Raw genomic sequence first — 14,373 nt, 5'->3', positions numbered from 1 at the left:
GATCACCCAAACGACAGCCCACACAATTGCTTTCGCTCCGCTCATCCCTTAACCCCCTCGACTACCAATGATTTCCCAGTGGTGCCGGTCCATGATTCCTTTCCCTGGATCGCGTCGCCTCCGAGGAACCCCCGAATTGTCCTCGCTGGCTGGTATACTCTGCCATCCTCCACCACGAAGCAACGGACATGCTTTTTCTACTTGCCCTGCTCCTCGTTCTGTCGCTGATTCTCGGCCCGCAACTGTGGATCCGCTGGGTGATGCGCAAACATGACAGCCCCGTCGCCAGTATGCCCGGCACCGGTGGTGAGCTGGCGCAGCATCTGATCGATCGCTTTGAGATCCACGGGGTAAATGTGGAAACCACCCCGCAGGGCGACCATTACGACCCGACCAACCGGGCTGTGCGGCTCTCCGATGAGGTCTTCCACGGTCGCTCCGTCACCGCCATCGCGGTGGCGGCCCATGAAGTGGGTCATGCCATCCAGTATCACCGCCAGGAGGCGATTACCCGACTGCGGCAGCGCTACCTGCCTCTGGCCACCACCATCCAGCGACTGGCCGTGACGTTGCTGTTCGCCATTCCGCTGGTTGTCGTCATTTTCCGTGTGCCCCATGCCGCGTTACTGACGGCGGTGATCGGCGTGGCCGCCATGCTGGTGGCGGTGTTGATCCAGCTGGTTATTCTGCCGCTGGAGTGGGACGCCAGCTTCAACAAGGCCATGCCGATCCTGATCAAGGGCAACTACCTGCCTCCCGAGCAGCACGACGCCGCCCGCCAGGTACTCAAGGCCGCTGCGCTGACCTACGTTGCGGCGGCATTGATGGACATGCTTCGGCTGGGACGGTGGCTGGCCATTCTCAAGGGAAGCATTCGCTGAGGGCAGGCCGCGTCACGGTTAGACGGCGGCCCACCCTGCGACACCACTTACATTTCGGTACCACCGGGTTCGGTCACCCGATCCAGGTAGTCACCGTACCCCTCGGCGACCATGCGTTCACGGGGAATGAAGCGCAGGGCGGCGGAATTCATGCAGTAGCGCAGTCCCGTCGGGGCCGGACCGTCCTCAAAGACATGCCCCAGGTGGGAGTCGGCGTAGCGGCTGCGGATTTCCACCCGGGTCATGAAGAAACTGCTGTCCTCCCGCTCCACCAGCACACCGGGCTCGATGGGGCGGGTGAAGCTGGGCCAGCCGGTGCCGGACTTGTACTTGTCGTCCGAGGAAAACAGCGGCTCGCCGGACACCACATCGACGTAAATGCCGGCCCGTTTCTCATCCCAATAGGTATTGTTGAACGCCCGTTCGGTGGCGTCTTCCTGGGTGACCCGGTACTGCAGCGGCGTCAGCCGTTGCCGGAGTTCGTCATCGCCGGGTTTCTGGAAGCCGGCAGGGTCGAATCCCTCGGCCGGGTCGGCCATGGGCCGGAACTGACCATAGTCGATCTCGCGCTCCTCACCCCAGACTTCATCAATGAACTGGTAGCGACCGGAATTGAAGGTGTAGAACTTGTAGCGGATCGGATTCTTCTTGTAGTAGTCCTGATGGTAGCCCTCGGCGTCGTAGAAGGTCTGAAACGGCGCAATGTCGATGACCACCGGACTGTCGTAGCGATCCGCCTCGATCAACGCCTGCTTGGCCGCTTCCGCCGCCTGACGCTGGGCCTCGTCGTGGTAGAAAATGCCAGGGCGGTATTGCTGGCCACGGTCCACGAACTGGCCGTTGGCGTCAGTGGGGTCCATCATCCGCCACAGGCCCTGCAGCAGCCCCTGATAGGTGATCACCTTGGGGTCGTAGTACACCTGCACCGCTTCGGTGTGGCCGGTACGGCCGGAGGACACCTGCTGGTAATCGGGGTTGGCCTCGTCACCGCCGGTATAGCCGGAAACGGCTTCCACCACCCCCGGCAGTTTTTCAAAGCCCGCTTCCACACACCAGAAGCAGCCGCCGGCGAAGGTGGCAATGGCCAGCCCCTCGTCTGCCGGGGCGTACTCGGAGGTGGGCGGGTTGGGGGCACTGGCACTGAAGGCCCAGCCAGCGGCTGCCAGCCCAAGCGCCAGGACGGAACTCTGCACAATGCGTTTCATACTCTTACCTCTCATACCCAACTGGTTACTGGTTGGAGTCACTGTGCCCGGAAAGATTCACGGCAACGTCTGGGGTTTGTTACGAATTCATCACAGCTTCCGTTCAGTGCGCTGGTGGCAGAGTAATGGTGAAGGCACTGCCGCCGCTGGGCCGGTTGGCAACCCGGATCGCACCGTCCTGCAGGGTCATGATGCGTTTGGCGATCGCCAGCCCAAGCCCGGCGTGCCCCGGCGCATTGCCGGAATCGCCGCGGTAGAAGGCATCGAAGACATGGGGCAGATCAGCATCGGGGATACCCGGCCCCTGGTCGCGCACCTCCAGCTCCAGCTGGCCATCCCGCTGGGCCAGGGTCAGGGTGACCTGGCTGTCGGCGGGGCTGTATTCGATGGCGTTGCCGATCAGGTTGTCCAGCACCCGTTCGGTCATGCCCAGGTCACCGTAGGCTGGCGGCATCGCCTGGATACCGGCCACCGCGAGGGTGATGCCTTTCTCGGCGGCACTGGCGCCGTGCTTCTGGGCAACGTCGTGAATCAGCTCCGGCAACGGGAACGGTTCCGGCTGGGGCCGTTTCTCCTTCGCTTCCAGCGCCGCCAGCTCAAACAGCTCGTCCACCTGCCGGCTCAGTCGCCGCCCCTCGGCCAGGGCGATGTCCAGAAACTGCTCCTGCTCCTGTTCACTGAGACTCTGGCGCTTCATTCGCAGGCTTTCCACATAGCCCTGCATCGACGCCAGCGGGGTACGCAGGTCGTGGGACACCTGGGCCACCAGGCGCCGGCGCAGGGCGTCTTTCTCCTGCAGCTGGTCAATCTGGCTGGCGATACGCTCCGCCATGCGATCAAACGCCACCCCCAGGTAATCAATCTCGTCCCGAACCTGCGGCCGCAGCTGCTGCCAGCGTTCACTCGGCAGATGGCCATGGTCGGCGGTCTCGAACCGCTCCACCAGACCGGTGAGCCGGCTTAAGCGGCGGGTCAGCAGCCGGAACACCGCCAGCCCCGCCAGCATCCCCACCGTCAACGCGATGCCCACCGCCCAGGCGCTCATCTCGATGAAGTGGCCATTGCGGGCCATCACTTCCGCCATATCGAATTCCTCACCCCGCAGCACCACGTAAAGGTAGCCCTCCGGCTGACGGGCCGAGGGAATCGGCGTGACCGAAAACACCTTGCGGCGCTCATGACTGCGGGGATCATCCCCGAGAATCGGATAGGCCCCCTTGTCCGCCAACAGGGCACGAATGGGTGCCATCGATACCCGTTTGCGCTTGATCTTGGCGGGATCGGCGGAGTAGGAAAGAATCTCGCCCCGGGGGTCCAGCAGGTAGATTTCAATGGAGGGGTTGATGGTCATGTAGAGATCGAACAGCTCCTTCAGCGCCGCCTGGTTCAGCCGGCCCTCGTCTACCAGGTTGCGGTCCTGCACCAGGTTTGCTGCCAGATCACGGTGCAGCTGCTGATTGACCGAGGTGACGTAGCCCCGCAGCGAGTACCAGCTGATCACGCTGTACAGCACACCGACGGTCACCAGCAGCATGAACAGGCCCAGGGCCAGGCGGGTGTATAGGGTTTTGGCCATCATTCAGTCCCGGAAGCGGTAACCCACGCCCCACACCGTCTGGATAAAGTCCGGTTTGGCGGGATCGCGCTCGATCTTGTTGCGCAGGCGGTTGATATGGGTATTGACGGTGTGTTCGTAACCCTCGTGGTTGTAACCCCAGACCGCGTCCAGCAGCTGGGCCCGGCTGAACACCCGGCCGGGATGACGGGCAAAGTGCAACAGCAGATCGAACTCCCGGGCGGTCAGGTCCACCTCGGCATCGGCAATGCGCACCTTGCGGCGGGCCGGGTCAATGTGCAGGCCGTCGCTGTCGATCACGTCGCTGGCGGTCTCGGGCTCTGCCGTTACCGACAGCGCATCCACCCGCCGAAACAGCGCCTTGATCCGGGCCGCCAGCTCCGCCACGCTGAACGGTTTGGTGAGGTAGTCATCGGCGCCCATTTCCAGCCCCAGTACCCGGTCCAGTTCGGTGGTCTTGGCCGTCAGCATCAGGATCGGCACATAGCCGCTGTCCTGACGGATCTCCCGGCACACCGACAGGCCATCCAGCCCGGGCAGCATCAGATCCAGCACCACCAGGTCGACACCACCGGCGCGGTAACGCGCCAGCCCACTGTCTCCCCGCGGCTCGTGCACCGCCGTCATGCCCAGGTCCTCCACGTGCATCCGCACCAACTGGGCAATGCCGGGATTGTCTTCGATGATCAGTACCGTTCGGCTCATGTTGTCTCTCACTGGCTTGCGGGGTGGCACCCTGAACACAGTGTAAGTGCCAGACTTCACAAATCCATCACGCCAGGTGCCACCGTGGCGGCGCCTGGCGGTTGTGGCTACAATGCCAGCAACGTCCAACAAGAGGTTCGCGTGTCCGAGAAGCCAACCCCGCCCCGGGTGACCCCTGCCGATGCCATCCGCTGTGCCCGCCGCCACTGGGTCAAAGGCCGCCGCATACACCTGGCCGAACTGGCGTCGGAACTCAACATCGGACGGGCCACCCTGTTCCGCTGGGTCGGCAGCAAAGACAAGCTGCTGGGCGAGGCGCTGTGGACCCTGTACAACGAACTGTGCCAGGAGGCCCAGGCCAGAACCCCGGGCCAGGGCGTCGACTATGTGGTGGGCGTCTACCGCCACATCAACGCTACCCTGCTGCACTCCCAGCCCCTGCAGCGCTTTATCGGCCAGGACCCGGAGTACGCCCTGCGCATTCTCACCTCCTCCCAGTCGCCGCTGCACAACCGTACCGTGGACGCCTTTGCCAGCATCCTCCAGGACCAGGTGGATCGGGGCCAGCTGACCCCGGCCATGGGCATTGGCAGCCTGGCTTACTTTATCGTGCGACTGGCAGAGTCCTGTCTCTACAGCGACATCATCAGCGGACGCCCTCCCCGCGACGAGGAGCTCGAGGATGCCTGCACCGCGGTGCGCATCCTGCTCGGCGGCCAGACCGCAGCGGCCTGAGCCAACGCTTTCCCCGGCCCCGCCGGCATCGCTATGATAGCTCCAGACCCGCTGGCGGCCGGCCCCCAGTCGACACGCAAATCGGCACCCAAGCCGAGACGCCAGCCACCCCACATCCGACCGACCGCGAGAGGACCTCATTATGGCTGCCCCCTGGGACGACCTGCTGCTATTCGACCGCCAACTCGACACCACCGAACGCCAGGTTCGGGACAGTGTCCGCGCTTTCTGCGACCAGCAGCTGATGCCCGGCATCACTGCGGCCAATCGTCACGAGCGCTTTGATCGCAACCTGTTCCTGAAGATGGGCGAACAGGGCATGCTGGGTGCCACGGTACCGCAGGAGTACGGCGGCCCGGGTCTCAGCCACGTTTGCTACGGTCTGATTGCACGGGAGGTCGAGCGGGTGGATTCGGCCTATCGCTCCGCCCTGAGCGTGCAGTCGTCGCTGGTGATGTATCCGATCCAGCGCTACAGCCAGGAGGCCCTCAAACAGCGGCTGCTGCCATTGCTGGCCAGCGGCGAAAAAGTGGGCTGCTTTGGTCTCACCGAACCCAATCACGGCTCCGACCCCGGCGGCATGGAAACCCGGGCCCGGGCGGTGGAAGGCGGCTACCGGCTCAGTGGCGCCAAGACCTGGATCACCAATGCCCCCATCGCCGATGTGCTGGTGGTCTGGGGCAAGCTCGACGGCGAAGTCTGCGGGTTCGTGATCGAGCGCGGCAGCGATGGCCTGGAGACCCCCGCCATCGACGGCAAGTTCTCGCTGCGGGCCTCGGAGACCGGCTCGATCTTTATGGACGAGGTGTTTGTACCGGAAGAAAACCGGCTCCAGGTGCAGGGCCTGAAAGGTCCCCTGAGCTGCCTCACCAAGGCCCGCTTTGGCATCTGCTGGGGCGTGCTGGGGGCAGCCGAGTTCTGCTGGCATGCGGCCCGTCAGTACACCCTGGAGCGGCATCAGTTCGGCCGTCCGCTGGCGGCCAATCAACTGGTGCAGAAGAAGCTGGTGGACATGCAGACCGAGATCACCCTTGGCCTGCAGGCGGTACTGCAACTGGGCCGGCTGATGGATCAGGGAGAGGCGTCTGCGGATGCGGTGTCGCTGCTCAAACGCAACAACTGTGGCAAGGCCCTGGACATCGCCCGGGTGGCGCGGGACCTGCACGGCGGCAACGGCATCTGCGACGAGTACCACGTGATCCGCCACGCCATGAACCTGGAGGCGGTGAACACCTACGAAGGCACCCACGATGTCCATGCCCTGATCCTTGGGCGTGGACAGACCGGCCTGCAGGCGTTCTGCTGAGACAATCAGTAGAACAGCAGGGGTACGAAGGCCACCAGCAACAACGACAGGCCCATGGCGATCAGCGGCATGATGATGCGCTCATGGCGCTGGTAGAAGGTGCCGCCTTCCTGCTGGGCCGCGGTCACCTCCGCTTCCCCCACCACCTGGCGGGTCAGCAGGTGGTTGAGCGCCACCGGCGGGCTGAGGTAGCCCAGTTCGAACGCCACCAGGGTGACCATCCAGAAATGGATCGGGTGGATACCGCTGCCGTAGGCGATGGTGGCTACGGTGGCGGAAACCAGGATCACTGCGCCAAAGGCGTCCATGATCATCCCCAGGACCACCAGGATCACCACCATCAGCAGCATTGCCGACCAGGCACTGTCGAAGGACTGGGGGAAGGTTTCCATCAGGTGGGAGCGCTCAATCACCCCACCAATGCTTACCGACAGGCCCAGCAGCAACAACAGCGCACCGATCTCCGCGGTGGTGTCATTGGTGGCGGTGCGGACACTGCGCTCCAGGCCCTGGTGATTGACCTCCAGCCCTTCCGCATCGCGGTGGCTGCGGCCCTTGAGGCTGATATGCTCAAACACCAGGATCGCCAGCAGGATCACCGGCAGCAGCCGCGGCGCCGAGAACTCGTCCATCCGTACGTCCAGAGCCCAGCGATAGAACAGCACCACCGCCACAATCACCGCCACGTATGGCAGCAACGACCGCAGCGCCGCCAGGGTGGCGGGCCAGGCCTCACTGGCCGGTGCCAGCTCGAAGCGGCTCTGGCGATTGACCGCCAGCGCCACAGCGGTGAACATCACCGCCGTCAGTACGAACACCCAGATGCCCCAGCCGAACAGCTCGTCGGTGGTCACTTCCCGGTTCAGGTAGGCGATCACCACCACCAGCAGGCAGGGCCGTAACACCACCCCCAGTGACCCGGACATGGCGGTGGCCGCCAGTGCCAGCTGACGGCGGGCACCGGCCGCCCGCAGCTCACTGTAGATCACCGCACCGGCAGCAATGACGAAGATCCCCGAGGCCCCGGTGTAGGCCGTCGGTATCGCCGCCACCAGGACCGCCACCACCGCCAGCATCTCTGGCGGCAGACGCCAGGGCCGGAATACGTTGAACACCAGGGTCGCCAACCGGGTCTGCTTGAGCATCATCCCGACCCAGACGTAGAGCCCGACGTTGAGGAACATGTCGGACAGTTCCATCATCTTGCCGAGGTAGATACCGATCCCCGAGGCATGTCCGATCAGCCCGAAATAGGTCCCGGAAATCAGGCACATGACCGTATACAGCGGCACCGCCAGCAGGGCCTTGTTGAGGCTGCCACCGTCCGCCAGGTCAGCCGGCACCCGGAACAGCCGGTACAGGCTGGCCAGGGTCAGCGCAGCGAAGCCGGTGATCCACAGGTTGTGCAGCATCATTTCCTCCGCCGACACCGCTGCCTCGGACGCCAGTGTGGTCTGGCGGAAGATCACGCTGGAACCCAGCAGCATGGCATTGGCGATGGTCTGCAGGGTCAGCGAGACGGTGTAGTCGAGCCGGGTCTCCATCGGCCGCATGGCGATGTGGTGCCGGGTCAGGGTGGCGGTCACTGCACATAGCATCACCACCACAATGAGGATATAGCGCTGGGACTCCAGCCCCAGGGCGATGACATCGGCGACGAACAGCTCCACCGCCCGATAGGCCTTCACCGTTGGTGTCAGCTGATCCCGCAGCTGCTGGTAGCTGGCGTGGCTGGCCTGGCAGTCCGCCACCGAGCGCTCAATGGAGCGCCGGACGTCCGCCGGGTCCTTCTCGACACTGCCCAGCAGCGCCGCCATATCCCCCAGGTCGCTTTCCTTGGCCAGTTCCGCCGCCACCGCGGCATCAATGTCCCGGCTGGGATTGCATTCCGGCGGTGCGATGTCCACCCGCAGCTTGTAGTAACCGGACCAGAACTGCTCGCCAAGACGAAGCATCTGGTTGTGGATGTCACTGGAGGTCGAAAACAGCACGACCGCCAGCAGCAGGAGGCAGGCCGGCAGGGAGGAAAACCACTCCCGGCCACTGCGGTTCAGGGTTAGTGCAGACATAGTGTGGAACTCGGCAGACTCGTGGAATTACAGCAGATCATCCAGATCCATGACTTCGGTGGCTTCCGGCTGGTCATCCCAGAAGGTTCCGAGCTGGCCAAACGGTGTGCGATGGCCGGTATTCTCCATCCACATGCGATCGGACATCGCCACGATCAGCTGAGTCGCCATGGCATCCACCATCCGCCACTGGTCGTTGGACGGCGTTTCCTTGATCGACTCGGCGTGGCTGCGGATGATGCCCCGCAGGCGTTCGGTGTCGCCCCGGTTCATCGCCGCCATGGCATGGAACACATGACTGATGCGCACGCCGGCCTGTTCTCCCTGGCGGTCAGCAATCTCCAGCCGGTGGAAGGCATCCTCACCCTGTGGCAGGGCGCCGGGGATCATCGCCCAGACCGTGGCCCGCAGCGCCATCGGGGCGCCCCACCACTTGTCGTTTTCCAGACAGCTGGTGGCCCTGGCGACGGTGGAACCGACGTTCTTGGGAACACCGATGGAGGAGGTTGACTGGATCTCGGCATTGAGCGCCTGCAACCCGGTCAGCAGGCCGGCGAAGTAGACGAACTCGTCCAGGTCCTCGTCAAAATCCGGGCACTCGCTCTCGTCCGGCTTGCCATAGAACGCGTTGTGGTGCTGCCAGCCCTTGAAGTAACGCTCGGAAGCCAGCGCGTAAGCGCGCTTCTGGCGGATCATGGCGTCTTCCGCTCCCTCGGCCGACATCGCCCGCAGCTGCGCCAGTCCCTGCAGTTCGTACTCCCGCGCCTGCTCCTCGATGCAGGCGCCAGAGGTGAGGTACAGCATCACCGCCAGCTGGTCCGGCTCGGAGGTGACCCGACCGAAGGACATCAGCAGCGGCGCGGTGGCCTGACTCATGGCACAGCCCATGGCCAGATCCTGGGATTCCAGCAGATAGGGCACGGTATGACTCTTGGCAAAGCCCTGCATGACATCGCCAGTGGTCTTGTAGATCATGTTGTTGACCACCCCACAGCCACCCAATGCCAGGCTGACTGCGACGCTGGCGGCCACACCGCGGAGCCGTGCAAACCCGCGACCGGAACGTTGTACGAAGCCCTGGAGAGCCGTCATAGCTGTATCACCTTTTACGTTGTTGTTGTGGATCGATGTTGTGAATCGTTGCTGTGGAGTCCATGCCCATGCAGCGAACCCACAGGATTCGTTACACGATGTAACAATGATAAGAATTATCGTCGGAAATCAGATGTTTTAATGAGACCAGCCGCTCAAAGCGCCATTGCCGTGGGCGCCGGGCCCGGGCCGGTAATTGACTTTGGCGGCGATTCCACTAAACCTTGATCTGTCGGGGTGGAACGGTTCCGCCCTGGTCTCGGCAAAACAACAAGGAGCCTTTGATGCGCAAACCTGAACTCGCCGCCGCCATTGCGGAGCAGACCGGACTCAGCAAGGAGAAGGCCAGTGAAGTAATCACCGCCTTTACCGACCAGATATCCGCCGCCAGTGCCCGAGGGGATGACGTCACCCTGATCGGTTTTGGCACCTTCAACGTCCGCAGTCGGGAAGCCCGTTCAGGGCGCAATCCGCAGACCGGCGCCACCATTCAGATTCCGGCCTCCCGCACGGTCGGCTTCAAACCGGGCAAAGCCCTCAAGGACGCCATCAACTGAGCCCCGTCGGGGCAGGCCGTCTCCGCCCTGCCCCGATGCCATTCAGGAGGAGCACTCCGCCCGGCTGCCATCAACCCGGCAGCGGATGGCCCGCATCAGCTTGATCGCCCGCTCGTCGTAGACGCCCTCGGCCAGCAGCGACAGCCGCACTTCCCGCAGCATCTTGTCGTACTCCACCACGTCCGCCTCCGGCGGCAGCATCCACACGTCCTGCGGAATTTCGGATTCGGCCTGGGCAATGATCTCGTAGGCCTCGTCGATGCGCTTGATCGCTTCGTTGCGCACCATCTGGCCCGCGTCCTCCGGGAAGCGGTCGCGGTGGATGATGACCTGGAAGTTCATGTAGGCCAGGGCGTACTTGAACACCCCACCGTCCGGGCTCACGCCCTTGTAGAGTTCCAGCGGCGTGTAGGCCACCGCCGGGGCATAGGCCAGATCGACACTGCCGTTGTTGAACTTGCCGGCAAAGCTGGCGGTGTTGGCGCCCACCACCGACGCGCCAACGTGGCGCACCATCCGCAGCGAGGCGTCATCGAAATCGAGGGTGGCAATCTTCTTGCCCTGGAGTTCCTCGACGGTATCGATGCTGCGGTCACGGGTGTGCAGGTAAACCGCACCACCGGGGAACACCCCGGCCACTTCGTAGTTGCCTTCGATCAGGAACGGACGGGCGTTGGGCTGCGCCAGGGTGTTGTAGAGCAGCCGCATTTCCTCTTCACCGGGCACCGCCCCCATGGCTTCCAGGCTGCCGGTGAAGCGGTTGAATTCCCGCGCCCGGGTGCCGGTCAGCAGCACGGCGTCACACTGGCCGGCCTTGAAGTCTTCCGCCGCCACCTTCTCATCGGTGTAGGCGCGCAGTTCCAGCTTGATGCCCTCGCGCAGGGCCACCGGCTGGAAAGTCTTGGTGATGGCGAACAGGGGGCCATTGGCGCCCACGGGGTCGAACACGCAGAAGCTGCGTTCGATGGGTTCGGCGGTGGTCTCCGCCAGGGCGGGCAGGGCAAGACTGGCGAGCAGCGCGGAGGCCGCCGCCACCCTACGAAGGGCATTGCGTGGTTTCACGGGATAACTCCTGGTTATTGTTGTGAGACACCGGACGGGAGGCGACCGTCGCTGGTGGCATCCGACCTGTTCCGGTTCGAGCCTAGAGCGGCCCCACAAAGAATACGTTGGCACAGGTGCCTGGCTTCAAGGGCGTTGAGGCAAAAAGGAGAGAAAGTGTGACGTATTCGACAGGCGCCCCGTAACGCCTGCCTCATTCCGGGCAGTGGCAACCGGGCCGTCCCCAGGACAGGGACGGCCGGCGGAAAAACTCGATCACAGGGGTCAGTCGACCGCCTGCCAGACCACCTGACCCTGGCGAAGGGTGTAGCGCACCGCCCCCATCAGCGCCTGATCCCGCACCGGGGCGTGCTTGCCGGCGGAACGCAGGGCGTGATCGCTGGCCTGCCACGGTGCCCGCGGATCGAACACACACAGGTCCGCCGCCTGGCCCGGGGCCAGCAGGGCCTGCTCACCCACGACCGCAGCCGGGCCATGGCTGAGGCCCGCCACCAGCTGGCTCAGGGTCAGCTGGCCGTCCGCCACCAGCCGCAGCCCCAGGGGCAGCACGCTCTCAATGGTGGACAGACCGGGCTCGGTGGCCCCCAGCGGGGCCTGCTTGGCGGCCGAATCGTGGGGCTGGTGCTGGCTCACGATGGCGCCGATCACACCATCCCGCAGACCGGCCAGCAGCGCCTGCCGGTCGGCTTCGGTGCGCAGCGGCGGACGCACGTGAAAACGGCTGTCGAAGCCCGCCAGGGCCGCTTCGGTGAACAGCAGCTGATGCATGGCCACATCCGCGGTGACCGCGACGCCGCGGGCCTGGGCGTCCGCCACCATCGCCACACTGCGGGCCGACGACAGCTGCGCCAGGTGCAGTCGCACGCCGGTTTCCTCGGCCAGCAAGAGAAGCTCCATCAGCGCGGTGGTTTCCGCCACCTCGGGAATGCCCAGCAGCCCCAGACGGGACGCCACCAGACCGTCGTGGGCATAGCCATCGGCCGCCAGCGCCTCGTTGATCGGGGTCATCATCAACGGAATGTCGTAGGTACGGGCGTAGGCCATGCAGCGGCGCAGCACCCGGGCATTGGCCACGGGCCGGGCACCATTGCCCAGCGCAACACAGCCGGCTTTCTTCAGGCCCGCCATATCACTGAGCAGGTCGCCAGCCAGGCCCCGGGTCACCGCTCCCACCGGCAGCACCCGGATCGGTGACCGGCTGGCGGCGACGTCGAGGATGACGTGGGTCACCGCGCTGGAATCGTTCACCGGTGACGTCTCCGGCGACGCACAGACGGTGGTGAAACCACCATGGGCGGCGGCCAGGGTTTCGCTGGCAATGTTGCCTTTCTGGCCATTGCCGGGCTCCCGCAGGTTGCAGTGCAGGTCGAAGAAGCCGGGCGTGACCACACAGCCGCTGGCATCCAGCACCCGGTCCGCCGGGCCCTGTTCGGCCTCCGCGCCCACGGCCTCGATACGGCCATCACGGACCAGCAGGGTCTGCGGCGACCCGCTGTCACCGCGGGCGTCCACCAGCCGGCCATGGATAATTCGAAGGGTGCCTTGGGGCTGAGTCATTACGCCTGTTCTCCTGCTGCCTGGTTCTGTCCCCGCTCGGCCACCTGGCCGCTCATTGCCATCGACATCACCGCCATCCGCACGGCGATGCCATTGGTGACCTGATTGAGGATCACCGATTGCGGGCCGTCGGCCACCGCCGACTCAATCTCCACACCGCGGTTGATCGGTCCCGGATGCATGACGATGCACTCCGGGTTGGCCAGCGCCAGCTTGTCCTGACTCAGGCCGTAGAGCCGGTAAAACTCCCGCTCACTGGGCAGCAGCGCGCCTTCCATCCGCTCTTTCTGCAACCGCAGCATGATCACCACATCCAGGTCTTTCATGCCGGCGGCCATGTCGTACTCGACCCGGCAGCCCAGTGCCTCGACGTCCGTCGGCAGCAGGGTGCCCGGCGCAATCACCCGGACCTCCTCGGCCCCCAGGGTATTGAGTGCACGAATCTGTGACCGGGCCACGCGGGAATGCAGGATGTCCCCCACAATCGCCACCTTGAGCCCCTCAAATCCGCCCTTGTGCTGGCGGATCGTCAGCATGTCCAGCATCGCCTGGGTCGGGTGGGCATGGCGGCCGTCGCCGGCGTTGATGATGGCCACCCCCGGGGTCACCGATTCGGCGATGAAGTGAGGCGCCCCGCTCTGGGAATGGCGCACCACGAACATGTCGCTGGCCATGGCTTCCAGATTGAGCAGGGTGTCGGACAGGGATTCGCCCTTGGAGGTGGCGGACGTACTGATATCCAGGTTGAGTACGTCGGCGGACAGCCGTTTGGCGGCCAGCTCGAAGGTGCTGCGGGTACGGGTGCTGGACTCGAAGAACAGGTTGACCACCGTGCGTCCCCGCAACAGCGGCACCTTCTTGATCCGGCGCTCGCCCACTTCAATAAAGGAATCGGCGGTATCGAGAATGTCGGTGAGCAGCGCCCGATCCAGCCCGTCCAGGGTCAGGAAATGCTTGAGCTGGCCAGCGGCGGTCAATTGCAGGGATGGGGATGGGTCATTTGGGATCATGTCGTCGCCTGTGTCTGTTCTGTCTTGCCACCCGTGCGGGGCTGGCGCCGGTTGCCTTCGCTCCAGGCGGCATCAGGTCTCCCGCATTTCGATCCGCAGCGGGTCCGGGCCCCGCAGCTTGACCCGCTGGGAGTCCTTCAGGGTCAGGGTCTGGGCCACCACATCGGGGTGAATGGGCAGCTCCCGGTTGCCGAGGTCGATCAGGGTGGCGAGGATGATACTCGCTGGCCGGCCATAATCGAAGATCTCGTTCATCGCCGCACGGATGGTGCGACCACTCATGATGACGTCGTCCACCAGGATGACGTCCCGGTCCTCGGTTTCAAACGGCAGGTGCGAGGGCTTGACCCGGGGGTTCAGACCCAGACGGCTGAAATCGTCCCGATAAAAGGAGATGTCGAGTTCCCCGTAGGGCTCGTCCAGACCCAGCCGCTTCTGCAGCACATCGGCAATCCACACCCCGCCGGTGCGAATACCGATCAGCGCCGGCCGTTCGATCTGCCGGTCCTGCAGGTGCTTGCGCACCCCGGCCTCCAGCTGGTCCAGTAACTCATCCATATTCAGCAATGCGGTCATTGATGCCTCGCTTGGGTAATTGAAGATGCCCCTGAACAGGGT

General features: G+C 64.4%; 13 protein-coding genes. 4 read left to right on the top strand and 9 right to left on the bottom strand.

Going from position 1 to position 14,373, the window contains the following annotated elements; translation table 11 throughout:
- Window positions 1-188 precede the first annotated feature (188 nt).
- A complete protein-coding gene (locus J2887_RS00260; RefSeq protein WP_227173266.1) occupies window positions 189-881 on the top strand; it encodes a zinc metallopeptidase in 693 nt (230 codons plus the stop codon).
- A 47-nt stretch (window positions 882-928) separates the two neighbouring features.
- Here the strand turns inward: J2887_RS00260 and msrB are convergent, their stop codons facing one another.
- From msrB to J2887_RS00245, 3 genes are all read right to left on the bottom strand, one after another.
- Window positions 929-2,086, bottom strand: coding sequence for a peptide-methionine (R)-S-oxide reductase MsrB (msrB, locus tag J2887_RS00255; protein WP_227173264.1), 1,158 nt, complete (start codon window positions 2,084-2,086; stop codon window positions 929-931).
- A 103-nt stretch (window positions 2,087-2,189) separates the two neighbouring features.
- Window positions 2,190-3,662, bottom strand: coding sequence for a sensor histidine kinase (locus tag J2887_RS00250; RefSeq protein WP_227173262.1), 1,473 nt, complete (start codon window positions 3,660-3,662; stop codon window positions 2,190-2,192).
- 3 nt (window positions 3,663-3,665) lie between these two features.
- On the bottom strand, window positions 3,666-4,367 hold the full coding sequence (locus J2887_RS00245) for a response regulator transcription factor (RefSeq protein WP_227173260.1): 702 nt from the start codon (window positions 4,365-4,367) through the stop codon (window positions 3,666-3,668).
- A gap of 141 nt (window positions 4,368-4,508) precedes the next feature.
- On the opposite strand from J2887_RS00245, the gene J2887_RS00240 reads away from it, so the two are divergent.
- Window positions 4,509-5,102, top strand: a complete 594-nt coding sequence (locus tag J2887_RS00240; protein ID WP_227173258.1) for a QsdR family transcriptional regulator — start codon at window positions 4,509-4,511, stop codon at window positions 5,100-5,102.
- A gap of 142 nt (window positions 5,103-5,244) precedes the next feature.
- Window positions 5,245-6,408, top strand: coding sequence for an acyl-CoA dehydrogenase (locus J2887_RS00235; protein ID WP_228752828.1), 1,164 nt, complete (start codon window positions 5,245-5,247; stop codon window positions 6,406-6,408).
- Window positions 6,409-6,413: 5 nt separating this feature from the next.
- On the opposite strand, the gene J2887_RS00230 is transcribed toward J2887_RS00235, so the two are convergent.
- Both J2887_RS00230 and J2887_RS00225 read right to left on the bottom strand, forming a co-directional pair.
- Window positions 6,414-8,477 (bottom strand): TRAP transporter large permease subunit, encoded by a 2,064-nt coding sequence (locus J2887_RS00230; protein WP_227173256.1) that lies wholly within the window; start codon window positions 8,475-8,477, stop codon window positions 6,414-6,416.
- Window positions 8,478-8,504: 27 nt separating this feature from the next.
- Window positions 8,505-9,569 carry a hypothetical protein gene (locus J2887_RS00225; RefSeq protein ID WP_227173255.1) on the bottom strand — a complete coding sequence of 355 codons (1,065 nt, stop codon included), beginning with the start codon at window positions 9,567-9,569 and terminating at the stop codon, window positions 8,505-8,507.
- A gap of 284 nt (window positions 9,570-9,853) precedes the next feature.
- Between J2887_RS00225 and J2887_RS00220 the strand changes: the two genes are divergently transcribed.
- On the top strand, window positions 9,854-10,126 hold the full coding sequence (locus tag J2887_RS00220; protein ID WP_227173253.1) for an HU family DNA-binding protein: 273 nt from the start codon (window positions 9,854-9,856) through the stop codon (window positions 10,124-10,126).
- Between the two features lie 42 nt (window positions 10,127-10,168).
- Here the strand turns inward: J2887_RS00220 and J2887_RS00215 are convergent, their stop codons facing one another.
- The 4 genes from J2887_RS00215 to pyrR form a co-directional block, all read right to left on the bottom strand.
- Window positions 10,169-11,188: a putative solute-binding protein gene (locus J2887_RS00215; protein ID WP_227173251.1), complete on the bottom strand. Its 1,020-nt coding sequence runs from the start codon at window positions 11,186-11,188 to the stop codon at window positions 10,169-10,171.
- Between the two features lie 264 nt (window positions 11,189-11,452).
- Complete coding sequence (locus J2887_RS00210) at window positions 11,453-12,745, bottom strand: dihydroorotase (protein ID WP_227173249.1); 1,293 nt, start codon at window positions 12,743-12,745, stop codon at window positions 11,453-11,455.
- A complete protein-coding gene (locus tag J2887_RS00205; RefSeq protein WP_227173247.1) occupies window positions 12,745-13,755 on the bottom strand; it encodes an aspartate carbamoyltransferase catalytic subunit in 1,011 nt (336 codons plus the stop codon). Before J2887_RS00205 ends, J2887_RS00210 begins: the two co-directional genes overlap by 1 nt.
- Before the next feature lie 72 nt (window positions 13,756-13,827).
- The gene (gene pyrR, locus J2887_RS00200; RefSeq protein ID WP_227173245.1) at window positions 13,828-14,331 is read right to left on the bottom strand and encodes a bifunctional pyr operon transcriptional regulator/uracil phosphoribosyltransferase PyrR; all 504 of its coding nucleotides are present in this window, start codon (window positions 14,329-14,331) and stop codon (window positions 13,828-13,830) included.
- Between the last annotated feature and the right edge of the window lie 42 nt (window positions 14,332-14,373).

The sequence above is a fragment of the Marinobacter sp. CA1 genome, assembly GCF_020546665.1.
In the GTDB taxonomy this organism is placed as follows: Bacteria; Pseudomonadota; Gammaproteobacteria; order Pseudomonadales; family Oleiphilaceae; genus Marinobacter; species Marinobacter xestospongiae.
Note: the sequence above shows the minus strand (reverse complement) of the source record. Positions and strands in the feature narration are given on the sequence as shown.

Bases quoted from the DNA above. Each gene is read 5' to 3' on its own strand.
- J2887_RS00210 (WP_227173249.1), bottom strand. From the start codon at position 12,745: ATGACTCAGCCCCAAGGCACCCTTCGAATTATCCATGGCCGGCTGGTG.
- J2887_RS00260 (WP_227173266.1), top strand. From the start codon at position 189: ATGCTTTTTCTACTTGCCCTGCTCCTCGTTCTGTCGCTGATTCTCGGC.
- J2887_RS00245 (WP_227173260.1), bottom strand. From the start codon at position 4,367: ATGAGCCGAACGGTACTGATCATCGAAGACAATCCCGGCATTGCCCAG.
- J2887_RS00230 (WP_227173256.1), bottom strand. From the start codon at position 8,477: ATGTCTGCACTAACCCTGAACCGCAGTGGCCGGGAGTGGTTTTCCTCC.
- J2887_RS00220 (WP_227173253.1), top strand. From the start codon at position 9,854: ATGCGCAAACCTGAACTCGCCGCCGCCATTGCGGAGCAGACCGGACTC.
- pyrR (WP_227173245.1), bottom strand. From the start codon at position 14,331: ATGACCGCATTGCTGAATATGGATGAGTTACTGGACCAGCTGGAGGCC.
- J2887_RS00235 (WP_228752828.1), top strand. From the start codon at position 5,245: ATGGCTGCCCCCTGGGACGACCTGCTGCTATTCGACCGCCAACTCGAC.
- J2887_RS00225 (WP_227173255.1), bottom strand. From the start codon at position 9,569: ATGACGGCTCTCCAGGGCTTCGTACAACGTTCCGGTCGCGGGTTTGCA.
- J2887_RS00205 (WP_227173247.1), bottom strand. From the start codon at position 13,755: ATGATCCCAAATGACCCATCCCCATCCCTGCAATTGACCGCCGCTGGC.
- msrB (WP_227173264.1), bottom strand. From the start codon at position 2,086: ATGAAACGCATTGTGCAGAGTTCCGTCCTGGCGCTTGGGCTGGCAGCC.
- J2887_RS00250 (WP_227173262.1), bottom strand. From the start codon at position 3,662: ATGGCCAAAACCCTATACACCCGCCTGGCCCTGGGCCTGTTCATGCTG.